The sequence below is a fragment of the Collinsella aerofaciens genome (assembly GCF_964283865.1).
In the GTDB taxonomy this organism is placed as follows: domain Bacteria; phylum Actinomycetota; class Coriobacteriia; order Coriobacteriales; family Coriobacteriaceae; genus Collinsella.
The window spans coordinates 1-24,246 of sequence record NZ_CAXYLS010000014.1 but is presented as its reverse complement, the minus strand read 5'-3'; the positions used below and the strand labels follow the sequence as shown (position 1 = coordinate 24,246).

Annotated in this window: 14 protein-coding genes; 3 read left to right on the top strand and 11 right to left on the bottom strand. The window is 62.4% G+C overall.

Annotated elements, in window-relative coordinates; translation table 11 throughout:
- Nucleotides 1-56 precede the first annotated feature (56 nt).
- From ACRX4W_RS07605 to ACRX4W_RS07575, 7 genes are all read right to left on the bottom strand, one after another.
- Complete coding sequence (locus tag ACRX4W_RS07605; RefSeq protein ID WP_161194643.1) at nt 57-2,042, bottom strand: NAD(+) synthetase; 1,986 nt, start codon at nt 2,040-2,042, stop codon at nt 57-59.
- Between the two features lie 117 nt (nt 2,043-2,159).
- Complete coding sequence (locus ACRX4W_RS07600) at nt 2,160-2,522, bottom strand: desulfoferrodoxin family protein (protein WP_055285739.1); 363 nt, start codon at nt 2,520-2,522, stop codon at nt 2,160-2,162.
- 150 nt (nt 2,523-2,672) lie between these two features.
- Nucleotides 2,673-6,137, bottom strand: a complete 3,465-nt coding sequence (locus ACRX4W_RS07595) for a DEAD/DEAH box helicase (RefSeq protein ID WP_161194644.1) — start codon at nt 6,135-6,137, stop codon at nt 2,673-2,675.
- Nucleotides 6,138-6,165: 28 nt separating this feature from the next.
- Entirely contained in the window at nt 6,166-9,969 is a 3,804-nt protein-coding gene (dnaE, locus tag ACRX4W_RS07590) for a DNA polymerase III subunit alpha (RefSeq protein ID WP_117797809.1), read from the bottom strand.
- 175 nt (nt 9,970-10,144) lie between these two features.
- A complete protein-coding gene (locus ACRX4W_RS07585; RefSeq protein ID WP_432299887.1) occupies nt 10,145-13,768 on the bottom strand; it encodes a UvrD-helicase domain-containing protein in 3,624 nt (1,207 codons plus the stop codon).
- 3 nt (nt 13,769-13,771) lie between these two features.
- The gene (locus ACRX4W_RS07580; protein ID WP_432299885.1) at nt 13,772-16,855 is read right to left on the bottom strand and encodes a PD-(D/E)XK nuclease family protein; all 3,084 of its coding nucleotides are present in this window, start codon (nt 16,853-16,855) and stop codon (nt 13,772-13,774) included.
- Between the two features lie 182 nt (nt 16,856-17,037).
- Nucleotides 17,038-17,337 carry a YerC/YecD family TrpR-related protein gene (locus ACRX4W_RS07575; RefSeq protein WP_022094855.1) on the bottom strand — a complete coding sequence of 100 codons (300 nt, stop codon included), beginning with the start codon at nt 17,335-17,337 and terminating at the stop codon, nt 17,038-17,040.
- Nucleotides 17,338-17,660: 323 nt separating this feature from the next.
- Here ACRX4W_RS07575 and ACRX4W_RS07570 point away from each other — a divergent pair, with 323 nt between their 5' ends.
- Complete coding sequence (locus tag ACRX4W_RS07570) at nt 17,661-18,026, top strand: phage holin family protein (RefSeq protein ID WP_118335139.1); 366 nt, start codon at nt 17,661-17,663, stop codon at nt 18,024-18,026.
- A 135-nt stretch (nt 18,027-18,161) separates the two neighbouring features.
- Here the strand turns inward: ACRX4W_RS07570 and ACRX4W_RS07565 are convergent, their stop codons facing one another.
- Entirely contained in the window at nt 18,162-18,590 is a 429-nt protein-coding gene (locus tag ACRX4W_RS07565) for an RrF2 family transcriptional regulator (protein WP_432299883.1), read from the bottom strand.
- Nucleotides 18,591-18,843: 253 nt separating this feature from the next.
- Between ACRX4W_RS07565 and cysK the strand changes: the two genes are divergently transcribed.
- Nucleotides 18,844-19,782, top strand: a complete 939-nt coding sequence (gene cysK / locus ACRX4W_RS07560) for a cysteine synthase A (RefSeq protein WP_432299881.1) — start codon at nt 18,844-18,846, stop codon at nt 19,780-19,782.
- 58 nt (nt 19,783-19,840) lie between these two features.
- Nucleotides 19,841-21,064 (top strand): tRNA 2-thiouridine(34) synthase MnmA, encoded by a 1,224-nt coding sequence (mnmA, locus tag ACRX4W_RS07555; protein WP_432299914.1) that lies wholly within the window; start codon nt 19,841-19,843, stop codon nt 21,062-21,064.
- 8 nt (nt 21,065-21,072) lie between these two features.
- Here the strand turns inward: mnmA and ACRX4W_RS07550 are convergent, their stop codons facing one another.
- The 3 genes from ACRX4W_RS07550 to ACRX4W_RS07540 form a co-directional block, all read right to left on the bottom strand.
- Nucleotides 21,073-22,323, bottom strand: a complete 1,251-nt coding sequence (locus ACRX4W_RS07550) for a HipA domain-containing protein (RefSeq protein WP_432299879.1) — start codon at nt 22,321-22,323, stop codon at nt 21,073-21,075.
- A gap of 262 nt (nt 22,324-22,585) precedes the next feature.
- On the bottom strand, nt 22,586-23,629 hold the full coding sequence (locus tag ACRX4W_RS07545; protein ID WP_432299877.1) for a M42 family metallopeptidase: 1,044 nt from the start codon (nt 23,627-23,629) through the stop codon (nt 22,586-22,588).
- Between the two features lie 410 nt (nt 23,630-24,039).
- A partial coding sequence (locus tag ACRX4W_RS07540; protein ID WP_204987079.1) for a hypothetical protein occupies nt 24,040-24,246 on the bottom strand: 207 nt, incomplete at its 5' end.

Sequence of the window (24,246 nt, the reverse complement as noted above, 5' to 3'; positions counted from 1 at the left end):
CGGGGCCAAGATGCTTAGTTGAAGCGTCGGGGTTGGAAGCGAATCCTATCCCATAGTTAGTTTTGAGAGAAAAAGGGAAACTGCCTCGGATCCACCGGCGGATGCGGCATCGGGCCACCCTGGGGCCCACCCTGCGGGCCACCCTGGCCGCCCATCATCTTATCGATGGCGTCCTGGACCTCGCCCTCAAACTTCTTCATACCCTCGTGCAGGCGGCGCTGGCCGTCCTCGGAGCGCAGCTCCTCCATCTGCTCGGGCGAAATACCCAGTAGCTCGCCCAGCACGCCCATCATCTCGTTTCGCACGCGCTCGCTCGTATCCTCGTCAGCAAAACGGCGCACCTCGGCGCGCGCCAGCGAATCGACCGTCATACGCTCCTTGCCGTTAAGCCCCAGGTCGGACCACGCGAGCATGTACGGCCAGGCGCGCTCGACAAACGAACGGGCTGAGACGATCGACGCCGTCGGCAGCATGCGGCGGGCGGCCTCGCCCTGACGCACGAGCATCAGCAGCAGCGAGCAGGCCTCAGGCTTGCCAGCGGCCATCGGGATGTCGTCGAAAGATCGATTGCGGTCCACGTGCGCCTCGAGCGCGCCATCGACCTCACCCGGCTCAAGCCCGCCGAGCAGCTGTGCCGCGCGGTCGAGCATATCGACCGGACCGTCGAGCGTCGAGAGCGCCTGCGCCAGCACTCGCTCCATACAATCTTCCACCGCGTTGAGCGTCACGAGCTCTTGGGGCACCACGGCAGACGTGCGGTTGCGCACACGCGCCACAAACTCAAGCGTCGACAGGTACACATCGCCAAAGGGCGCGTAATCGCCCTGGTAGCCGCCGCAAAGCGCCGGCGCCGCCAGCGCGTACTCGGTTTTGGACAGCGGGCTCAGCGCCATCGCACCCAGCTCGAGCGCCGTGTCCTCCAGCATGAGGCCCAGCGTGCGCGAGCGCAGACGCTCGGCATCGCCCGCCGACACGTCGCGATCGAGCACACGCGCCGCATCCGGTGCATCGCGCTCGACGGTGCGAATGTGCAGACGCTCGGCGATGGCGCGGACGGCGGCACAGCGGGCAGCCTCGGCCTCTTCCTGCGCCGGCGTAAAGATACGGTTGCGCCCCAGCACCAGGCCAATCACATTACGCGGGCCCAGAGCGTCGACGGTCAGCGCCGCCAGCAGGGACGACGGCAAGTCGCCCTCGAGCGCCACCACAGCACGCGACGCACCGTGGGCTCGGGCGTTGTCGCGCACGGCGAGCACCAGCGCCTGCCACAGCCACTCCTCGGAACGGAACTCGGGCAGTTCGTGATCTTCCAGGGCATCGAGCATCACGCCGCGCTGAATCTCCTGAACCAGCAGGCTCTCCTCAAAACACGGCGCCTGGGCCACCACACGACCACAGTCGTCAAGCACAAACGAACCGCCGGTATACACCGACTCGTCATAAGCACCGACCGGCGCCATACAGGCAAACCACACGCTGCGCTTGGATGCGATCTTGCGGTAGGCGCCGCTGCGAACGGCGGCAATGGCGGCAGTCTCGCGGTCGGTCATGTCAAACGCATTGAATTGGAAATACGCAATGAGGTCAACACCGGTCGGCAACATCTCGAGTTCGCGGTCCAAGTCAAAAATCACGGCGATGCGCACGCCGTCCACGTCGAACACCGGCGGCGCCCAACGCGTGTCGTTGTTCTCGCCACGCTGCAGGGCAATGCTCGAACGCGCCGGCACCACATGACCGTCCTTGAGCATCATGTAGTCGAGCAGCGGCTGACCCTCAAACGAAACCGCCGCGGGCACGATGCAGATCATGTCAAGCTCCTGGATGCGCTCGGCGACACCAGTCAAGCCGGCAAGCATGTCGTGCTCAAAGTCGGCAGCGCCCACCAGGCCACCGGGCATGGCGCCCATAAAGAGCGGAGCCGGAACGCACAGCACGCGCGCCCCGCGCTCGTGGGCCAGACGAGCCTGGTCCTCGATGCGGCCGCAAATGCCCTCAATATCACCCAGGCGCATATCGATCTGTGCAAGCGCGAGCTTCATGGCTCAGCCCTTTCCGTCGTAAACCATCGAAATCGTAGTAAAAGCGCCGGCCGCATGATGCAGTCGGCGCTCGCATGTGCATATGCTAGCTATGATACCCCGAGCGGGGGCGCGCTCCTAGAACGTCGCGGACCACAGCCCGTGCAGGTTGCAGTAGGCATAGACGGTACCGGTCTTGGAACCGCCGGCAAAAAATGTCGCGGGCTTCATGCCGGGCTCAAGGTAATGGACCTCTAAGCGGCCCTCGGCCTCAAGGGCGATCCACTCAATATAGTGCTCGGGCAGGCTGGGGTGCTCGACCGAGCCAACGCGTGCGCGAATCACGTGACCGTCGCGCTCGGTCTCGACAACAGGCACGTGCTTCTCGTGCGCCGCGTCCTCAGTGTTTGCGGTCAGTTCCGTGCAACCGGCAGGAGTCGCAACGTCGTCGCCAAGGGCAGCGATGAGCTTACCGTCGGGGTCCTTAAAGAATTTCGCCATGATGTTCTCCTTTGCTGACGTGCCAATGTTCTTGATGGTTCTTATGCCCAAAGGCAGACAAACCATCCACGGCATTGCAAATGAACACATAACGGGCGGGGACGATGGGGCAGCGTGCGCTATCCGCCCTGGCGGCCCCACCCGAGCGGGTTAGCGCCCGTCGCCGCCCAGCAGCGCCAGAACATCTTCGCGGGTAAACAGCGCCGACGAGATGCCGTCGCCGCCGAGCACGCTGTTGACCAGGTCGCGCTTGGACTCCTGCATCTGCATAATGCGCTCCTCGATCGTGTCCTTGGCGATGAGCTTGTACACGGTCACGGTATGTTGCTGGCCAATACGGTGCGCGCGGTCGGTCGCCTGGTCCTGCGCTGCCACGTTCCACCACGGGTCGTAGTGGATGACCACGTCGGCCGCCGTCAGGTTAAGGCCCACGCCGCCCGCCTTGAGCGAAATCAAAAAGACCGGAACCTCGCCCGCTTGGAACTGCGCGACCATCTTGGCGCGGCTCTCCTTAGACGAAGCGCCCGTGAGCTTAAGGAAGGCGATGTCCTCCTTGGCCAAGCGCTTACCGATGATATCGAGCATACCCGTAAACTGGCTGAACAACAGGATGCGATGCCCGCCGTCGAGTGCGCCGTGCACGAGCTCCATACACGTATCGAGCTTGGCGCTCCCCGCCTTGTAATCCTCGTAGTGTAGACGCGGGTCGCAGCAGATCTGGCGCAGCTTGGTGAGCTCGGCGAGCACCTTGAGTTTGTCCTTCTTAAACTCCCCAGCCTCGCGGTGCTGCACCTGCTGGGCGATGCGGTCCTGGTTGGCCAGGTAGAGCTTGCGCTGCTCGCCGGTAAGCTGCGCCATGACGGTGTCTTCGATCTTCTCGGGCAGGTCGGCCACCACGTCTTCCTTAACACGGCGCAGCACAAACGGCGACACGAGCGCCTGCAGGCGAGCGGCGCTATCGCCCTCGGCATGCTCGACGGGGCTCTCAAAGCGCTTGGCAAACGACTCGCGCGTCCCCAAAAGGCCCGGCATCAAAAAGTCGAAGATGCTCCAGAGCTCGGACAGGCGGTTTTCGATGGGCGTGCCCGTCAGGGCAAAGCGCACGCCGGCAGGCAGGCGCTTGGCGGCGCGCGCCACCTGCGTGAGCGGATTTTTAATGTACTGTGCCTCATCGAGCACCACGCGGGCAAAATCCCGCTCGACGTACTCGTCGATATCGCGCCGCATAAGGTCATACGACGTCACGACCACGCTATGCTCGGCCACGCCGGCGATCTGCACGCGGCGTTGAGCCTTGGCGCCCACAATGGCGCACACATCGAGCGACGGGGCAAAGCGCTCCAGCTCGGCAGTCCAGTTGTACACGAGTGAGGCCGGGCATACCACGAGCGTGGGCTTGGTGTCCCCCGCCTCCACGCGCGCCAGGATATGCGCAATCATCTGGAGCGTTTTGCCCAGGCCCATGTCGTCGGCCAAGATGCCGCCAAGGCCCAGGTGTTCGAGCGAGCCGAGCCACTGGTATCCGTCGACCTGGTAGCCGCGCATCGTTGCCTTGAGCGATGCCGGCACCGTAAAGTCCATCTTGCCGAGCGTGTCCAGGCGCTCGACGGTACGGCGGAACGCAGCGTCGCGATCGGCCTCGAGCGCCGGCGTGCGTGCGAGCATGCTGTCGACGAACAGGGTGCTCGACGCGGGAAGCGACACGCCGTCGAGCAGGTCGACGGCATCGACACCCAGGTCCTCGGCAAGGCCAAACGCGGCGCGCGCCCCCTCGTCCAGGCGAATGATGTCGCCGGACGTAAGGCGCGCAAACGTTTGATGGCGCTTGTACGAATCGAGATAGACGGCAAGGTCCGCGGCCGAAAGCCCGCTCGCGCCCAGCTCGACATCGAGCAGATTGCTCTTAACGGTCGCACGAACCGAGAGCTTGGGCGCGGGGCGGACCGAGATCTGGCGCAGACGGTCGCTGAGCATGATCTCACCCAGTTCGGACAGGGCAGACAGGCCCTCGGTCAGCAGGCAGAACAAGCGGGCGTCATCGCGCTCCTCAAACGCCAGGCCGCGCTCGTAGAAATCGAAGTACAGGGCCGCCGTATCCATAACGCGAAACTCCGCCACCTCGTCGCGGGGCGGCACACCGGGGCGCTGCTCTTCGAAGGGGCTGCCCGGAGCGCCCAGGCTAAAGAGATCCGCCGACCAATCGCCGTAGGTAACCGTAATTTTGCAGGTCACGAGCCCATCGTCGACGCCGATCGCCATAGCAAAGCTCGGCTCGGGTGCCACGGTATCGAGCGCGGCGGGCGCGGTGAGGTCGGTGTAGTCGCGCAAAATGGGCAGCGCCATACGGCAGAACTCACCCACCTGCTCGGCGGCAATATGGGCGGGCGTGCGGCACGGCAGCAAGCGCGACAAAAAAGGTGCGGCATGCTGAGCAAATGCAGCGTCGGTACGGCGCGCGCGGCGCGTGTCAACCAAGTAGGCGGCATCGCCCGACGCAAAGCAGTACATATCGGCGGGCAGGCGCAGGTCATAGCTACCACCAGCCGCCGGCGCGATTTTGGCGGCAAGCAGCGGTGGGCGCTTAGCGGATGCCTCGTCCTCCCCTTGCGGAGACAGCTCAACCGCCACGTCGTAGGTGCGATGCGTCGTCATCCCCCGCGACCAGGCGGGCTCAAAGGAGATGGTCTGGCCGCGCAGCAGGTCCAGCACATATACGATGCTATGCTCGGACAGCGGCAACTGACGCTCGGCAACAAAACCACTGCGGGCAAAGTCGTACGACGCCGAACGCGAGCTTGTGATGTCATCGAGATAGGCAACTGTCGTCACAACAAGGTTGAGCAGCTTTGCCGATGTTTCGTCAAAGGCCTCAGGTGAATGGACAAACGTGAGCTTCTTGCCATAGGAGAACGTGCCGCCGCGCACGTAGGCATCGGCCATGCCGTCGATGTCCTTGACCACGTAGGAGACCGATCCACAGCGAATGCGGAACTCGAGCGCCCAGCTAAAGCGGTCAGCGAACAGCGGATTGTAGTACGGCACCAACGAGGGCTCCAACGCCGCTTTGGGGGCGTCGGGATCAACGGCACCGGCAAGCTTGCGGCGCATGCTCGCCAGCTCATCCATGCGCGCGTCCGAAAGATCGGAAAGCGCCGCCACAAGGCTCGGGCTCGTGGGGACGGGCGCCGGGAAGGGAAAGTTGGGGTTGACGGCCGGCGCGGCGGACGCGGTGCGCGCGGGCTGTTTCGGCTGCGCCGTAAACGTGCGGACCGGCGTGCGCAAACCTTCGACGGGCTCGGCGCCGCTGGCATCCAAATACGCCAGAGCCGTGGCAATAGCGTGCTTGCACATACCGGGGTAACGATAGGCGGCGGGGCAATCGCAGTCGTAGTCGATCACCTCGTGCTCGTCCATGTCGAGCGCCACGTGCGTCTTGTACAGGTCGCCGCGCGAGCCGCGCACCGACCCCTCAATCGTCACGTTTTTGGAGAAGCGCGAGCCGCTGTCCTCAATCGACAGCACGGCACCGTTGAGCATGAGCGAACGCCCCTTCATAAAGGTGCCGCTCAACGCCGCCTCTTTGCGAAGCGCCTGCACAAACGTCCCCTGCGCCATCACTTCCTCCAATCTCACCCGGGGTAGCTTAGATCACCGTCACGCGGCCCTGGTTACCCACAATGGCCTTGGCCTCGGCCAGCAGCGGAATCGAACGCGCGTTGACCTTGGCAGGTACCTCGGCACGCAGCACGCGCCCGTCCACCTGCTCGATAAAGATCTCCACACGGTCGCCGCCCGGGTTAGCGGTGAGCACCGTGGCCAGGCGCGCCATATTGCCCTGGCTAAAGCGGCTGTTGGGCACCATGACCTCAAACACCTTGGGCTTGTTGTTCTCCTCGTTGAGCTCGAGCGGCACGATCTCCTGCGCGATGATCTGGTCGCCGCGGTCCGAGCGCTCGAGCTTGCCCTTAATGCGCACAAAGGCATCGGACAGCTGCGCGCCGGTCTCGGGATCGACCTCGCCGTACAGGTACCCCTCGGCCTCTTTATAGGTCTTGGGGAACACCACGACCGTGGCCTCGCCTTCCATGTCCTCGAGCTGCACAATACCCATGGGATCACCGTTTTTGGTCACGCGCTTGGACACGCTCGAGACCATGCCGGCCCACCACAGCGCCTTGCCCTCGGGAATCTCCTGGTTGATGGTACCGCCCGTGGGGTTTTGCACCTCGTAGCCGGTGTCGATCTGCGAGAACGAGAAGTCGCGTGCCTTGGCTAGTGCATACTCAAACGGGCGCAGCGGGTGGTCCGAGACATAGATGCCCAGAACCTCCTTCTCCTGGCTCAGCTTAAGATGGCGGTCCCACTCCTGGCCGTCCGGATCGGGCACGCTGACCTCGAAGCCCGAACCCTCAACATCGCCGAACATGTCGAAGAACGACGTCTGGCCGCTCGCACGATCCTTCTGGCGCTTCACAGCGGCATCGATGATGTTCTCGGGGTTGTTCTTATCCACAAAGTGCATCATCTGGCGACGCGGATACCCCGTGGAGTCGAAGGCGCCTGCCTTGATGAGCGATTCGATCACGCGGCGGTTCGCCTGGCTGGAGTCCACGCGCTCGACAAAGTCGTGCAGCGTCTTAAACGGGCCGCCCGCCTCGCGCTCTGCGATAATCGCCTGCGCCACGCCGGTGCCCACGCCGCGGATGCCGGCCAGACCAAAGCGCACACCCTCCTTGGTAGCCGTGAACTCGGTACCGGACTCGTTGACATCTGGCGACAGCACGGGGATGCCGTCGTGACGGCACGCCGAGACGTAGTGAACGATCTTGTCGGTCTTGCCCGTATAGGACGTCAGAACGGCCGCCATGTACTCGTGCGGATAGTGCGCCTTGAGCCACGCCGTCTGCATAACCAGGATGGCGTAGCCGGCGGAGTGCGACTTGTTAAAGGCGTAAGATGCGAACTCGAGAACATCGTCCCAAATCTTCTGGGCGACCTCGCGCGTGTAGTTGTTCTTGATGGCGCCGTTCATCCAGTGGTCGTAGGTGGTCTCGTCCGAGCCATCCTCCCAGTGCAGCACCGTCGACGTGAGCAGCTTGATCTTTTTCTTAGCCACGGGTTTACGGATACGCGAGTCCGATTCGCCCTTGGAGAAGCCGCACATCTCGACGGAGATGAGCATAACCTGCTCCTGGTAGACCATGGTGCCGTAGGTTTCGCCCAGGATGTCGTCCAGGCGGTCGTCGTAGGAAACCGCCGGTTCCTTGCCGTTCATACGGTTGATGTAGGACGAGACCATGCCGGCGCCCAGCGGGCCCGGGCGGTACAGAGCGATCAATGCCACGACGTGCTTGTACTCGGTGGGCTTCATGTTCTTGATCGTGGCCGTCATGCCGGCGGACTCGACCTGAAAGACGCCGGCGGTGTGGCCGGAACCCATGAGCTTAAAGATCTCGGGGTCGTCAAAGGGAATCTCTTCCTCTTTGATGTCGATGCCGAAGTTCTTCTTGATGTTTGCCTTTGCCTTGGAGATAACAGTCAGCGTGCGCAGGCCCAAGAAGTCCATCTTGAGCAGGCCCATGTCGGCAACGGTATGGCCCTCGTACTGGGTAATCTCGACGCCGCCCTTGGTGTCGAGCTTGGTGGGCACGTGCTCGTTGACGGGGTCGCGGCAGATCAGAACGGCGCACGCGTGCACGCCCTCGCCACGGGTGAGGCCCTCGATTGAGAGCGCCGTGTCGATGATGCGGCGGGCGTCGTCGTCCTTTTTATATGCCTCGGCAAAATCGGGGTTAAACAGGTCCTCTTTGCCGGGTTGCTTTTCGAGCACCTGCTTGAGCTTGACCTTGGGGTCGCTCGAGACCATCTTGGACAGACGCTGGCCCATGTAGACCGGGTAGTCCAGGACGCGAGCGGCGTCGTTGATGGCCTGCTTGGCCTTAATGGTCGAGTAGGTGATAACGTGGGTGACTTTCTCGGGGCCGTAGAGCTGGCGAACGTGCTCCACGACCTCGAGGCGCCGCTCATCGTCGAAGTCCATATCGATATCGGGCATCTCGGTACGCTGCGGGGACAGGAACCTCTCGAACATCAGGCCGTTCTCGAGCGGGTCGAACGCGGTGATGTTCATAGCGTAGGCGACGATAGCGCCAGCGGCCGAACCACGGCCGGGGCCGACGCCGATGCCGTTGTCCTTGGCCCATTGCACGTACTCGGCGACGATGAGGAAGTAGGCGGCAAAGCCCTTGTCGCAAATGACCTTGTATTCGTACTCAAAGCGCTCTTTGATGTTGACGCCACCGATCTCGCGCGTGGCCCAGTCGTCGCCATAGTGCTGGCGCAGACCCTTCTCGCACTCGCGGCGGAACTGGCTCTCGTGCGTCTCGCCGGGGTCGAGCAACGGGAAGCGCGGCAGGATGATGGAGTCCCAGTCCAGCTCGACGTAGCACTTGTCGGCGATCTCGAGCGTGTTGTCGCAGGCCTCGGGGCAATACGGGAACATCGCCCGCATCTCCTCCTCGGTCTTCATGTAAAACTCCGAGCCAGTCATGCGCATGCGGTTGGGGTCGTCGACTTTGGCGTTCATGCCAATGCACATGATGACGTCCTGCACGGGCGCGTCCTCGCGGCGCAGGTAGTGGAAGTCGTTGGTGGCGATAACCTTGACGCCCACCTGTTTGGCGATGTCAATGAGCGTGCGGTCCATCTGCTCATCGGTCAGGCCGTTGTCGGTGGTGATGCCGTGTTCCTGGATCTCGATATAAAAATCGCCGGGCTCGAAGGTGTCACGGAAGGTCTCGGCCCACTTGATGGCGCCCTCCATGTCACCACGGTCGATGTATTTGGGGATGATGCCGGCGATGCAGGCGCTCGTGCAGATCATGCCCTTGGCGTGGCGGCGCAGGTTGTCGAGCGTCACGCGCGGCTTGTAGTAAAAGCCCTGCACGGCGGCCTCGGAGACCGTCTGCATCAGGTTGACGTAGCCCTCCTGGTCCTTGGCCAGAAGGATCATGTGGTAGAGCTCGGGCTTATGGTCGCGGGCGAGCGTCTCGTCCGGCGTAAAGTAGACCTCGCACCCAAAGATGGGTTTGATGACCAGGGGCGGCTTGAGCTCGTCGATGTTGCCCTTCTCGTCCCACATGGCCATGTCCTTCACATACTGGGCATGCTCGCGCGGGCTTGCCTCGGGGTCGGGCTCCACCAGCTCGTCGCGGCGATCCTTTTCCAAGAAGGCCTTGTCGTGGCTCCAGGTTTTGTACTCGGGCGTGTTGTGGTTGACGGCGTCGCAGGCCAGCGCCAGGTCGGGCACGCCATACATGTAGCCGTGGTCGGTAATGGCCACGGCGGGCATGCCAAGCTCAACGGCACGGTTGACCATATCCTGGATACGGGTTGCGCCGTCGAGCATGGAGAAAACAGTGTGATTGTGCAGATGGACGAATGCCATGTGATGAGCTCCGATGCGGGTTCGTGTTCTGACTGAACGATTTTACCCCACGGCACGGACAGCACCCGAACCTAGCCAAACCCACACGGCTACTCACGCAGTTGCGGTGAAATGCGGACTGTTTGGCGGCTTTTTTGGCCAAAACAGTCCGTATTCCACCGCAAGTTATTGAGGGCTAGAGGCTGTAGGTGACCACCTGAGGCTCGCACGGGTTGGCGAGGTCGACTTGCTCCACGCGGACGAACTTGACGGTCACGGCCTCAAAGCCCGCCTTGTGCAAAACATCAGCGTAGACGCGCGCCTGCAGGGCGTGCTTCTCCTGCAGCTGTTCCGGCGTCTCGTCCGGCGTGCCGCCCGTCTTGTAGTCGATGACCAGCGCGCATGACGAATCCGCCGGGTTCGTCGCCAAAGCATCGATGGCGCCCTCGGCATATGCACCGTAGCGAGCGATGTCTTCATCCTCGCAGCCCAGCGAAAAGAACGGCACCTCGGCGCGAACGCACGGCCAGGCAAGTAGCTCGGCACGGACCGCCGACTTGAGCCAGCGATCCAGGGCAACGTCGAAGCGTTCGCGCTGTTCCGGCGTCAGGCGCCACAGGCGAGCCAGGGCGTCGGCACGCTCGGCGGGCAGCTCATCGGCACCCATCTCGATCAGCCACTGGCAGGCGGCATGGAAGGCCGAACCCAAGGCCATGGGATTGCCGGCGGGCTCGACAGCGGCCACGTCCGCATCCGTCATTTCCGAGCCATCCGACTCGGCATCATCGCCAGCCTCGTCCATGGGCACGCGCGCCTCGGCGGCACGGTCCTCGGCCTCGGCATGCAGCGCCGCGGCAATTGACGAGTAGCTGTACGAATCGCGCACCGGATACGGGCAGGCGCCCATGCGCACGCCCACCGTCTGGGGATACACGAGCTCAAACGCATCGGGCTCGGGGTCGGCAGGGCCGGGAACGGCGGCGCGGGCATCCGCACCGGCGCCCCCCGGCTCCGCATCGCCGCGGACAAGCCTGCCCTCGGCATCCAGAGAAGCATTGGCCTCAAACGCCTGCTCGCCAAACGTAAAGTCCGCCAGCGAGATGAGCTCGTAGTCGCCCGGCTTGGAGTTGTCGAACACCAGGCGGTCGGCATCGAGCTGCGGCATGTCCAGAGCGTCGGTAGGCAGAATACGACGCAGCACGTCATAGGTCAGATCGGTCTCGACGTCGAAGGTCGGCGCCGTCACCTTGCCGCGGCTCACGCCGGCATCCATCGCCAGAATGACCAGCTCTCGCGCACGCGTCATGGCGACATAGAGCAAGCGAGCCCGCTCCTCGAGCGAAAGCTGCAGGTCGTCGTTACGCAGGCGGGCAAATGCCTCGGCGGGAGAGCCCGTCGCACAGACGTCCTCCATGAGCTCTGGCGGCAGCCACAGCGACGTGCCCTTGCCCTTAAACGCGTGCTCAAACTGTTTTTTGACGTCATCGCCCTTCACGAACGTGCCGTCCGCGAGTTTAACGCCGTCGAAGCGTGCCGGCAGCGCCACGACCTGCGCTCCGCCCTCGACACGCCCCATCTGAGCCGCACCGGACGATTTGCGCACGCCAAAACACTCGGCAACCGCTACGACCGGATACTCCAGACCCTTGGACGCATGCACCGTCATGATGCGCACCGCGCCGTCGCCCTCCTCGTTGAGCGCGCCCGGGGCCTCCTTGCCCGCCAAGAAGCGGTCGAAGGCGAGCGCGATGGAGCGCGGAGAATTGCCGAGCTCGGCCTCTGCCTCGGCCACGGCGTCGAGCGCCTTGAGCACGTTGGCGGCGATGGCCTTGCCCTCGGGACCACGCTGCGCCAGACGCACAAACCAGCCGGAGGCGTTGACAGTATCGCGCGCGATGGCGGCGAACGAATCGCGCCCCACGCGACGAAGTGCATAGCGCAGCACCTCACGGGCGCGCGTCAGCAGCGGCAGATCCCGCAGCCCCGGCACATCGCAATCGCTCATGATGCCCACGTCGATGTTGCGGCGCGAGGTCTCCCCCGTCTGGTCGTCCAGCTTGGTCGCCAGCGCCAGGAACTCCTGAGCGCCGAGCGCAAACATCGGCGAGGCCAGCAGCGGCATAAGACCCTGCGCCGTATCGGCCGGGTTAGCAAGCGCGCACCCCAGGGCACGCACCGTTTGGACCTCGGAAGCCTGGGCAAAGACCGAGCCGCCCGCGATGACGCAGTCGAGCCCCTGGTCGCGAAACGCCTGTGCGTAGACATCGGCATTGGTCATGCGCCCCAGTAGCAGTACCATGCTGCCCTGGGGCTGGCCCGCTTTAACGAGCGCTTGGAATCGCTCCGCAATCGCACGAGCTTTCGCCTGCGTTCGCTCCTGGGTGCTGCCGCCGGCAACGAAGACCGCCTGGCGGCGCGACGCCTTTGCCTTGAGCTTGTCCTCGCGATCGTCACTCGGCTCAAGATCCAAGAACCCCTGCATCAAACCACCGGTATCGCCGTCAAAGACGCGCGCCACATAGCGCAGCACCTCGTCGTGGCTGCGGAAGTTGCGCACGAGTTTGACGAGCTCGCCGGCGGGGGCATCGGATGCGGCAGCCGTCTCGGGCGCAGCAGAGGAGCCCACTTTGCGCTCCTGGCGGCGGAAGACCTCAACCTCGGCGCCACGGAAGCGGTAGATCGACTGCTGCGCATCGCCCACGGTACACAGCGCACGCTCACCCGCGCCGGTCAGGTAACGGATCAGGTCAACCTGCATCTGGTCGGTATCCTGGAACTCATCGATCATGACCATCTTAAAGCGGCCCTCATAGGCTGCTCGAATAGCCGGGTAGTCGCGCAGCGCCTCGTACGCCATGCGCAGCAGGTCGTTGTTATCGAGCGCGGACTGGCCGGCCTTCAGCGCGCGATACTCGGCCTCCACGGAACGGGCCAGGCCCACCAGTGCATCGAGCGCGGGGGCACCGCAGGCAAGCACGATATTGATAAATGCATCAGCAGCCTCGGCCTTGAGTAGCTCCACCTGCTCCTTAGAAAACGCCTTGCTCGCGCGCGGCATGGTGCACGACATCATAAGTCGCGCCGCATCGACCATGGTCTTGCCGCTCGCCTCGAACGCGTCGATGGCATCGAGCGCCGTCTGCGCCTTCTCGGTCGCGGCCTTGCTTGCGCCCAGCGCCGCGCGATAGGCATCGGCGAGCGCTGAGGTATCGGCCTGGCCGCGCGCCACGCACACGTCGTCCATACCGCCCGGCAACTGACTCGACAGCTCCAGCAGGTCGCGCACCAGACCCTTGATGGTCGTGCCGGCGCCAAAGGGACCGCCCTCGCCCGCCATGGGATACCAGGCGTAGAGGGCCTTGAGCGATGCCGCGAGCTCGGGGACGGCATCGGGCGCCGTCGCGCGGGCCAGCACATGCTCAACAGCCTGGTCCATAAGCTCGTCGGTATCGGTGAGCACCGTGAACTCGGGGTCGATGCCCAGCTCCAACGCGTGTGCGCGCAGGATGCGCGAGCACATGCCGTGAATGGTCGAGATCCACGCATCGTCGACGGTCAGGGCCTCCTCGTCCATACCCTCTTCGATAAGCGCGCGACGCACGCGGTCGCGAATCTCGGCCGCGGCATCTTTGGTAAAGGTAATGGCGAGCACCTGATCCAGATGCTCGACAAACGGACCGGATTCGGGCGAGAGCGCATAGACGATGCGGCGCGTGAGGGTAAAGGTCTTGCCCGAACCGGCACCCGCCGAGACAAACAGCGGACGGTCGAGCGTTTTGACGATCTGCAGCTGTTGCGGCATCAAAGTCGAAAGATCCATGGTCTACACGTCCCTCCTTACAAACGTTCCTTCGTGGTTATACGAGCAGCGCGCATGCGCGGCCTGAGCCGACGTCGGGTCGACGGCGGCAACGTCGCCTGCCTCGAGTTCGTGCAGGCGCTCGGCGATGCCGGCCTCCACGCGATCGAGCAGGGCGTCGAAGTCCATGCTGCCACCCTCGCCGGGAAAGCCCTTCTTAAACCCCGGGATGCGGCCGTCACCACGCTCCTCCTCGAGCAGCTCGGCACTCGCGGCGCCGCGCAGCGCCGGTTTGCCGCCCTTGGTCGAAAAATAGAGCGCCGCACGGGCATCCAGATCCAGCGCCCGGCGCATGGCCTGCGCATAGATAAGCGTCTGGGTATGGGGCGGCAGCCACCGCGGGTCGTCGATGGCGGCCTCGCCCGATTCCTCGTCGCGCACCGTGGGGTCGGCGAGTTTAAACTCCTCAACGCCCGTGCGATGCTTGTAGTCGATTACCACGGCGCGATTCTCGGCATCCACATCCACGCGGTCGATGCGCCCGCCGAGCGGCCAGCCGGCATACTCGACCTGGAGCTCGTTGAACGCAAACTCCAGGTAGCGCGGCGCGAAGGGCGCGAGCGCCTCGGACTCGTAGGCAAGAACGCCCTCCAGCTGCGGCAAAATCTCGGCCACCTGGCGCTCCTCCACCGGGGAGAGCGGCACGAGCGGGCCCTCGGTACCGCGCTTGCCCGCATGCTCGGCCAAGGTCTCGTCAAAGACCTCGCGCAGCAGCTCCTTCGCGCGTGGCAGATTCATGGGTGTCACGCGCTCCATGCCCTCCTGGGGCAGACGGGCATGCAAGTGTTCCAGCACGTCGTGGACAAAGTTGCCCTTCTCCATATTGCCAAAGCCAGCGTCGATCGACTGGGGCTTCACGCGGTACGAGACGAACCAGCATAGCGGGCAGGTGGAATATGCCTCGATCTGCGAGGCAGACGTCAGGCGCGGCACGAGCGGCGCGCCCTCGCCGTCGCGACGGCGAAGCACCAGATACGGCACGGCCGCCTCGCTCAAATGCTGAGGAGCCTCGCACGCAACACGCTTGCACTCGATGCCCTCGCCGGCCGCTGGATCAAAGTCAGCGATGATATCGCCCTCGCCCACGCATGTCACCTTGGCGGTGCCAGCGGCCTCGGCATGCGCCCGCAACTCGGTCCACACGGCCGCCGGATAGCACTCGCGCGCCTGACGATCGTGGGTCACACGGGCGAGCGTAACCGGACCACGCGACGCTTGTATCGCGCGGCCAAAGCGTGCGCGCAGCAAGGCCGCAGGCTCAAGCGTCACGTCCTCGCGACCGAGGCTCGCCGTCAGCGTGGTCAGCGGCCCCTCTTCGTGTGAGAGCGGATAGCTGTCCAGATCGACATCGGCAAACAGCACGGCATCGTAGCTGCCGGGGCGCAGAGCCGCCGCATCGGCAAGCGAAGCAAAGCGAACCTGGGCGCGTGGCGCACGGTCAACCTCGTAGGTCTCGTAATCGTAGGCGGCGCTACGCTTGTCCACCTTGGTGCGAATGCCATCGAGCACGGGCACGGTCGCGGCCTGCGACACGTCGAGCGCGCGAGCATCGTTCATAAGGATGTCGATGACGTGGCGCAGCAGGGCCACCTCCGCCTGGCGACGGGCCTGACCGTCGAGACCGCCAAGTGCGCGATCGGGCAGTGCCTCGGCAACGGCAAGCATGGCCTTGAGCGCCGTCACGGGCTTGTCACGCCACAGCGCCTGGAACACGTCCGAAACCACACACGGCACGTTCTTAAACCAATTCTCGTCGCTCGCCGCTTTGCGCGCGCCCCTCACCTGGCCTTGGACGCTCTGAAGCAGGCTCTTAACGCCCGCGGTAGTCTTGTTGCGCGAGAGACGCATATTCTTATCGAAGATGCGGGCATTAACGGCATCAGCGCCCGAAAGCGGACTGTAGATCCAGTCGGTAAGCTCCGGCGCGGGCCACCACTCGGTCTTTGACGCCATGCCCTCATCGGCGGCCTTCATGCGCTCGATCAGGTTGGCGAGCGCCGTAAACTGCCTGCCCGCGATGGACTGGGAAAACGCCGTGAACTCAGTTGTCTCGGCCGCAATGCCGCGCGCGGCCAAGCGAGAGGCGAGCTCGCCAAACAGCTGAGGTGCCCGGGCGGACACCACGAGCACGCGAACGGGAGCACCGTCGGTGCCGTCCGTCTTGGACTCCTCGCACGCACGCACAAGGTTCTCAATCGCATCCGCATAAGCACGAGCACGGGCATGGGGGCCGGCGACCTCAATGAAGGCAGGCTGAGCAGCGGTCCCGCAAGCGGCATCAGACGCGACGGCATCCTCCCCCAGCGGCGCGACCTCAAACAGCACACCGCGGGCATCAAATGCCGCGACAAGCTCCTCGCGCATCGCCGCCTGCTCGCGGGCAAGCAGCACGACGACCTCTCCCCCGTTGTTCGCCACGGTAGACAGTAGCTCGAGCAGGCCGTGCGTAAACGATGTGACACCACGCACGCAGACGGCACGGGCGCACCCCGGCAGGTTGTTCGCCAGGGCTTCTGCCATCATATCGGCGGCTTCGCAGGGCTCGACCATATCTCGACGGTCCAAACCGCCCGCGTAGGCGCGCAAAAGCTCGAACACGCGAGCCTCAGCATCGTTTTTTGGCTCAGGCTGGCAATTGTTGCCACGGCATCGCTCGGCCGTCGTCCCCGCCACGCCCGGCAGCACATCGCGGGCCATGCGCGCAAGCATGCGCACTGTGCCCTTGCTGCGCGAAAGCGGTTGCAGGTCGGCATCATCGAGACGCGTGACCCTGTCCGAAAACAGCATATGGCGCTGCAGGTTGTCAACGAAGCCGCGCCCGTCGCCCAAAAGCTCCCACAGTGAGCGAAGCCACGATGCAGGTGTCTTGTAGTCGATGCCCAGCGAAACACCGGCTTCCGCCGCATCGTGACGACACAGGTCGAGCTCGGCGAACGTTGGCGCCAACAGCACGGCACGTCCGTGGCGGGCAACAAGGTCGACAAGCAGCGCCGCCTCGGCATCGCTCAAATCCGCGCCGGCATTGGTGGTATAGATTCGAACAGGCATGGTCCTCCGCTCAAACTGTTCGCAATAATCAATGCATCCATCCTACCCGCCCACGCGGACACATTGCTACCTCAGCTCCATGTTTTGGCGCAAAGCAACCTGACCCCAACGCACCAGCCGATTGCGGGCATACAAAAACCGCCCCCGGAGGAGCGGTTTTGCACAATTCGTTTTGCCGCGGCCTACTCGCCATCCTCCAGCTTAATGAGGATTTTGCGGTAGCCACCGTACTCGCCGTTGAGCGCCTTGGACACGCGGCTCACCGTGGTGGACGAAGCGCCGGTACGGGCCTGAACCTCAACATAAGGCTCGCCCTCGTCCAGGTAACGCGCGACCTGCAGACGCTGTGATAGATCGCAAATCTCGCGCGGCGTGCAGATATCGGTCAAAAACGCTTGGATATCTTTCTCGTCGTCCAAGAGGCTAAATGCGTGGACTAGCTGCTTGACATCAGGCTTGTCAAACATGTTCTCGATATTCATCGATCACCGCCAAACCCGCCAAAAGGCATCGAAGTTGATACTGACATCGGGCATCGTTCGCCCGTTCTATGCAATAGGGCAACGCCTGTGGCTTTTGCCCGTAGCAGTTTAGCACACCACCAAACTAAAGTGACAAGACTCTCTGTCAGCGGCACGTTTTTTAGGACGAACGCCGTTTTGAAACCGAATGCGCACGCAAGCTCCACGAATATCTGAGACAATGGGCGCCCAAACAGGGCCGTGCCCGCGCATCTATCCGAGTTGTAAAGGCATGTGCCCCTCACGCCTCTTTGCCACGTCTTGCGCAAGAAAGGATCTCCACCATGCGCTTTATGCTTAACTGGCTCTTTACCTCAATCGCCATCGCGATCGCAACGTTTCTCGTCCCCGGCATTCGGCCCTTCGGCATGGCCGACGCCTGGGTCTGCTTTGCTTTCGTGGGACTGTTCCTCAATATCGTCGACTCGCTCGTCAAACCGTTCTTGACGGTCATCTCACTGCCGCTCACTATTATCACGCTTGGTATTTTTCAGCTTGTGGTCAACAGCTTTATGCTCGAGCTGGCCAGCTACCTGTCGGTCAATCTGCTGGGCGCGGGTATCTCCATCGCCAGCTTTGGATCGGCCTTTATGGGCAGCATCCTGGTATCCATCATGCGCAGCATTCTCGACAGCATCGCCGGAAACTAAACGACCGGATTCGGACCGCCACAACACGCCTAAAGAAGGCCGTCCATCGAAACGATGGACGGCCTTGTCATTTGTCAAGCCTCAGAGGGCAAGAAAATCTACCATTTCTGCCCCGTCCCCAAATGGCAGGTGGGGCTAGATGACGTAGTCGTAGCCATGGTTGGGAGCGACAAGTTGATCGAGCGTCACGCCGTCGAGGTAATCGTTGATGAGCTTGTCCAGGTTCTTCCACACGTCGAGCGTGGGGCACTCATCAGATCGCGAGCAACCCTTGCAGTCGCCATCCAGACAGGCGACCGGCGCCAGACTGCCCTCGGTCAGGCGCAAGATTTCGCCCACCGTGTACTGCTCGGGCGGGCGCGTGAGCACATAGCCGCCGCCCTTGCCGCGCATGCCCGAGAGCATATTGGCGCGCACGAGCGTGGCCAAAATGTTCTCCAGATATTTCTCCGAAATCCCCTGACGCGCCGCAATCTCTTTAAGCGGGATACGGCCTGTCGCCTGGTGCTCGGCCAGATCGACCATAACGCGCAGGGCGTACCTACCCTTAGTAGAAACCAACATATATAGTGCTGCCTTTCGGTCTTTTAGTCCGTTGAAATTCTAGCCGAAAAATTGGCTTTGAAAATACCCGTTCCGGTCAAGATGGTTAATCAACTTGCAATAAACTCCTATTTCCTATTGCATTACTAGGCTTTAGTGTCTAGTATGCTTCCCAACAGCTAAACGAACAACATATAAGGTTTATGGGTTTAGCTGCTACACACACCGTGAAACCACACGGTATCCAGTCATTTGAACACTTTGGAGGTTCACCATGAGCAAGGTTTACACGTCCATCGATCAGCTTATCGGCCACACCCCGCTCCTGGAGCTCACCCACTTTGAGGCCGACGAGGACCTCAAGGCTCGTGTGATCGTCAAACTCGAATACTTCAACCCCGCCGGGTCAGTTAAAGACCGCGTCGCCAAGAACATGATTGACGAGGCCGAGAAGGCCGGCAAGCTCGTGCGCGGCGGCGACTACACCATCATCGAGCCCACGAGTGGCAACACCGGCGTCGGCATCGCCTCGGTGGCAGCGGCCCGCGGCTACAAGGTGATCATCACCATGCCCGAGACCATGTCCGTCGAGCGCCGCAAGCTCATGCAGGCATACGGCGCACAGCTTGTGCTCACCGACGGCTCCAAAGGCATGAAGGGCGCTATCGCCAAGGCCGAGGAGCTGCAGAAGGAGACGCCCAACAGCATTATCGCCGGCCAGTTCGTGAACCCCGCCAATCCCGCCATCCACAAGGCCACGACCGGCCCCGAGATCTGGGATGACACCGACGGCAAGGTCGACATCTTCGTCGCCGGCGTTGGCACCGGTGGCACCGTGACCGGCGTGGGCGAGTTCCTCAAGGAGCAGAACCCCGAGATTCAGGTCGTCGCCGTCGAGCCCGCCACCTCCCCGGTGCTCTCCAAGGGCCAGGCCGGCCCGCACAAGATCCAAGGCATCGGCGCCGGCTTTGTGCCCGACGTCCTCGACACCCGGGTCTACGACGAGATCATCCCCGTCGAGAACGACGACGCCTTTGCCACCGGCCGCGCCGTGGGCCACAAGGAAGGCGTGCTCGCGGGCATTTCGTCCGGCGCCGCCGTGTGGGCCGCACTGCAGCTGGCCAAGCGCCCCGAGAACGAGGGCAAGACCATCGTAGCCCTGCTCGCCGACACCGGTGAGCGCTACCTGTCCACGGCGCTCTTCCAGGACTAAGGTCTGCCGCCCATAGGTTGAGCCCAGGACGAACCGGTCTCCTCTCTCTCCCGGCAGTCTGAGCCCATCCCATCAGGGCGTCCCACGAGACGTCCGAACTTGCTACAATGTCTGCGGCGCGGAACCAGCCTCCCGCGCCGCTTTTCTTTTTTGGCCACATGCCACCAAGGAGAACCTCCCCATGCACAATAAACGCGTGCTCGTCGCCATGAGCGGCGGCGTCGATTCCAGCGTGACTGCCTATCTGCTCAAACGCCAGGGCTACGAATGTGTCGGTGCCACCATGCGCCTCACCTGCCCCGAGGCCGATCCCGCCACGGGCATGAGCAAAGTCGACCGCGACATCGCCGATGCAAAGGCTGTCGCCGAGCGCCTGGGGATACCCCACCATGTGCTCGACCTGCAGCAGACCTTCGACCGCAACGTGATCGAGCGATTTGTGACTGCCTATCAGGAGGGGCTGACGCCCAACCCATGCATCATCTGCAACCGCCATATTAAGTTTGGCGCGTTGCTCGATGCGGCGCTGGACATGGGCTGCGACTACATCGCCACGGGCCATTACGCCAAAACAAGCCAAGCGGCAGACGGCACCTGGCAGCTACATCGCGGCGAAGATCCCAAAAAGGACCAAAGCTACTTTTTGTATTCGCTTACGCAGGAGCGCCTGGCGCGCACGATTTTTCCGCTGGCAGGCTTGGACAAAGAGCGCGACGTGCGCCGCATAGCCGCCGATCAGGGCTTTACCAACGCCCAAAAGGCCGAGAGCGAGGATATCTGCTTTATCGCGGACGGCGACTACGCGGGCTATATCGAGCGCCGCTGCGGACATGCCGCTGCACCGGGCGATATCGTGTGGCGCGACGGCAGCGTGGTCGGAAGCCACAATGGCGCCTTGCGCTATACCATCGGCCAGCGCAAGGGCCTGGGCGTCGCGATGGCGCACCCCGTGTACGTAACGGGCGTCGATGCCGCCAACAACATTGTGCATCTGGGCGAGGCCGAGGACCTGACGGCCACAGCGCTCACAGCCAACGACTGGATTTGGAGCGCCCCTGCCGACCACATGGAGGCCGAGCTGGATGCCGGCGGCATTCGCGTGGGCGCCAAGTACCGCTACCGACAGAAAGACCAGGCAGCGACCCTTACGCGCGGCGAAGGCGGGCAAATGTTGCTGACCTTTGACGAGCCGCAGCGCGCCATCGCCCCCAGCCAGGCCGTTGTAGTCTACCGCGGCGACATCGTCCTCGGCGGCGGCACGGTGACCGGCGCACTTAAGTAGCCGCGGGTTTATCGCTGCACGTGTCGAAGCACTTCAACAGCAGCATTCACCTCGATAACGCGACGCTCCAGGCCACGGCGAATGGACTCGAGCCGGCCCTCCGCCGTGGCCCATTTGCTCTGCGAAAGAATCTCGATCGCTTCATCAACAAATCCGTTGAGCCGCGATGAATCGAACCAATCGAGCGAGTCCGCAAGCGCCAGCTGGACGGAAGGATTGGGCCCAAACGGCTTAGCGGCAAACCCAAACTCCCCAGCTGCGAGCACGACAGTTGGCACGTTATACCACAGACAGTTGCCGCTATCGAACAGCGGTGCAGGCCTTATCTCCAGGGTATCGACATTGCGGATGATGCCGAAGTTTCGCCAATGGCGATCGCTGTTAGCCAAAAGGGCATCACAAACGATCATCTGCGACATAGACCTTCTCACGGCAGCCACGTCTGCTCCATGTTTACCAAGAAAGCGGCAGTACCGGTCGTACGTCGAGCTTCCTCGCTGGCCGCCAAGGGCGTTCTTAACGTAAACAGCCGGAACATATTCCTCGCGGCCGTCAAGAAAATCCTCGCACAGGCACACGGGGCCATCGAACATCCGCTCAACCGTATAAGGAACAAACTCGCCCTCCGACAGCAAGCGGCGATGTAGAGCCGTTGCAACCGCCTCGTTAAAGGGCCGTTGGTCGTCCATGCCGCACCCCTTGACCAGAACGCGAACACCGTCGCGAATCATCCACGATTTAGGAAGCTCGCCCTCGGATGTGTTGTCGGGATTTTTAAGACCGATGCCCTCCAGCCAACCCGAACGCCCCTCGGGCGCCGATCGCTCAAAATCATTCTCGAAGTAATTGAGGTTTCGCCATTCGAGCCCGTCGCATTCTGCCGGCCGCAGCCAATAGCAATCCGAAAGCGAGAGGCCCAGGCACTGAACCGGCGCCTCAACGCCGCTGACAATTCCCAGCTCGCGGTAGCGCGAGATAAGCCCAGGGCGAACATCGGGCACCGACCGATGCCCCCACCACGCGTTGAGCTCCCGCTTATTCACCGTTGGAGAAGAGCTCGAGCATGTGCCAAACGGCATTCGTTGCGCATCGAGGACCTCGGCGATTTCGAAGGGAAACTCACGTGTCGGATCAAATGAGACATGCGCGACCTCATGGTCGGCCGACATCAGCGTAAACTTGCGTCCCACATCGGCCGCAGGACGGCGTCCACGTTTGCGGACCTTTTGATAAGCGACCGCAGAATCATACTCAACCATCTTCCGTCCGCCCACAATATCGTACGCGAGCGTTCCCGATGCGGCAAGTTGAGATATGCGGGCTTTCGTAACGCCCAACAGGTGGGCGGCGTCACCCATAGATAAGTACTCAGATGTATTCATATGCCGCATTACCTCGTTAAGTAATTTACGCGTTTAGTTAATAGATTACATACATCATAATACTAAACGTCCTAAAGAGAAAAAAGGCCCGAGCAATCGGGCCTTAGAGCAATTGGTCAGCCGAGTCGCGAGCTGCTCCCTAACGCTGCACGTAGGCGCGAACCAGCTCGTAGGTATTGCGCACACCGTCGATGTGGCTGCGCTCGTAGTTGTGGCTCGCGTACACGCCGGGGCCGATCAGGCCGTGACGGATGTCGTAGCCGGCAGAGAGCGTGGCCTCGACGTCGGAGCCGTAATGCGGGTACACGTCGATGGCGTAATCGAGCTCAAGCTCGCGCGCGATGTTGGACAGCGTGGTTACCAGGTCGTAGTTGTACGGACCGCCCGAATCCTTGGCGCAAATCGACACCATGCGCTCGGTGCAGCCCAGGTCGTCGCCCACGCAGCCCATGTCAACGCTGATCATCTCACGCGTGTCGGCCGGCACAAAGGCACCGCCGTGGCCGACCTCCTCGTACACGGTAAAGAGCAGCGACACCTTGCGCGAAAGCGACACCTCGCCGTCAGCAACGGAACGGGCCAGACCCAGCAGAATCGACGCCGACAGCTTGTCATCCAGGAAGCGGCTCTTGATGTAGCCGCTCTCCGTCACCGTGGTACGCGGATCCATAGCGATGATGTCGCCCGTCTGAATACCCAGCTCGAGCACATCGTCCTTGCTGTCAACGTTCTCGTCGAGCAGGATTTCCATGTTCTTCTCGATGGTCTTGACCGGCTCATCGGCCACATGCGCCGAAGGCTCGGTATTGAGGACCACACCCGTAAAGACTTTGCCATCGCGCGTGTAAACGGTGCAGTTCTCGCCATCGGCCGTAGACCACTGATGCCCGCCGAGCGTCGTGGGACGCAAGCGACCATTGTCCTTGATGGAACGCACCATGGCGCCCAGGGTATCGACATGGCTCGCCAGTACGAGCGGCCCACCCTCGCCACCAAGCTCAACCAACACGTTGCCCTTATTGGAACGCTCGGGCCCAAACCCCATATCGCGCAGGGTCTCCATCAGATAATCAGTCGCCGCACGGGTATAGCCCGTAGGCGAAGCAATCGAGGTAAGCGCCTTCAACTGGTCAGTAATATAGGAGAGCGTCTCCTCTAGAGAAGCATCAACATTAGAAGCCATATGCATCCTTCCAAGTAAAACTAAGACCGAGTCCCGATTTTAACCGTTCTGCACGTGCAATGCCCCAGGAGCCGAGCCGACTCCAGACGTCCCCACACCGGTTTTATGCACGCGCACGGTTTACAATCCAAATCTTGCATAGAAATATCGATATATGCATAAATATGAGGTATCAATTTCTCTCATCCTAGGGTACCCCACCTTGGACCGTGCAAAAAACGGAGTATTCAGCACCGTGGGCCCCAACGGCCCCATCACAAACGACATAACGATGTGGTTGCAGCAGTGTTGCAGGCCGGCGCAAACCAAAAACGCGGCGACAGCCATCTCCGCCCATCGATAGCCCGCCCACAAGTGCTGTCGATGGGCGCCGCGGGCCACTACGACCCATTCACAACGTTATGCATTTTTCAGAGCTTGCTGAATACTCCCAAAAATGCACGCTGGGAAGTGCACCACCTATCCGCAGCGGGCAGCATGCCTTGGTTTTGCCCATATCGGGGCATCGGCGCGGCACAAAAAGCCCCCGCCGCACGAAGTTGAACTGCCTCCCATTTCTTGGACATGAGAAATGGGAGGCTTTCTTTATGCGCGTTGATTTGAGAGTGAAGCATGAT

Bases quoted from the DNA above. Each gene is read 5' to 3' on its own strand.
- ACRX4W_RS07580 (WP_432299885.1), bottom strand. From the start codon at position 16,855: ATGCCTGTTCGAATCTATACCACCAATGCCGGCGCGGATTTGAGCGAT.
- cysK (WP_432299881.1), top strand. From the start codon at position 18,844: ATGAGCAAGGTTTACACGTCCATCGATCAGCTTATCGGCCACACCCCG.
- ACRX4W_RS07570 (WP_118335139.1), top strand. From the start codon at position 17,661: ATGCGCTTTATGCTTAACTGGCTCTTTACCTCAATCGCCATCGCGATC.
- ACRX4W_RS07595 (WP_161194644.1), bottom strand. From the start codon at position 6,137: ATGGCGCAGGGGACGTTTGTGCAGGCGCTTCGCAAAGAGGCGGCGTTG.
- ACRX4W_RS07575 (WP_022094855.1), bottom strand. From the start codon at position 17,337: ATGAATATCGAGAACATGTTTGACAAGCCTGATGTCAAGCAGCTAGTC.
- ACRX4W_RS07565 (WP_432299883.1), bottom strand. From the start codon at position 18,590: ATGTTGGTTTCTACTAAGGGTAGGTACGCCCTGCGCGTTATGGTCGAT.
- ACRX4W_RS07605 (WP_161194643.1), bottom strand. From the start codon at position 2,042: ATGAAGCTCGCGCTTGCACAGATCGATATGCGCCTGGGTGATATTGAG.
- ACRX4W_RS07600 (WP_055285739.1), bottom strand. From the start codon at position 2,522: ATGGCGAAATTCTTTAAGGACCCCGACGGTAAGCTCATCGCTGCCCTT.
- ACRX4W_RS07545 (WP_432299877.1), bottom strand. From the start codon at position 23,629: ATGGCTTCTAATGTTGATGCTTCTCTAGAGGAGACGCTCTCCTATATT.
- ACRX4W_RS07585 (WP_432299887.1), bottom strand. From the start codon at position 13,768: ATGGATCTTTCGACTTTGATGCCGCAACAGCTGCAGATCGTCAAAACG.
- ACRX4W_RS07550 (WP_432299879.1), bottom strand. From the start codon at position 22,323: ATGGTTGAGTATGATTCTGCGGTCGCTTATCAAAAGGTCCGCAAACGT.
- dnaE (WP_117797809.1), bottom strand. From the start codon at position 9,969: ATGGCATTCGTCCATCTGCACAATCACACTGTTTTCTCCATGCTCGAC.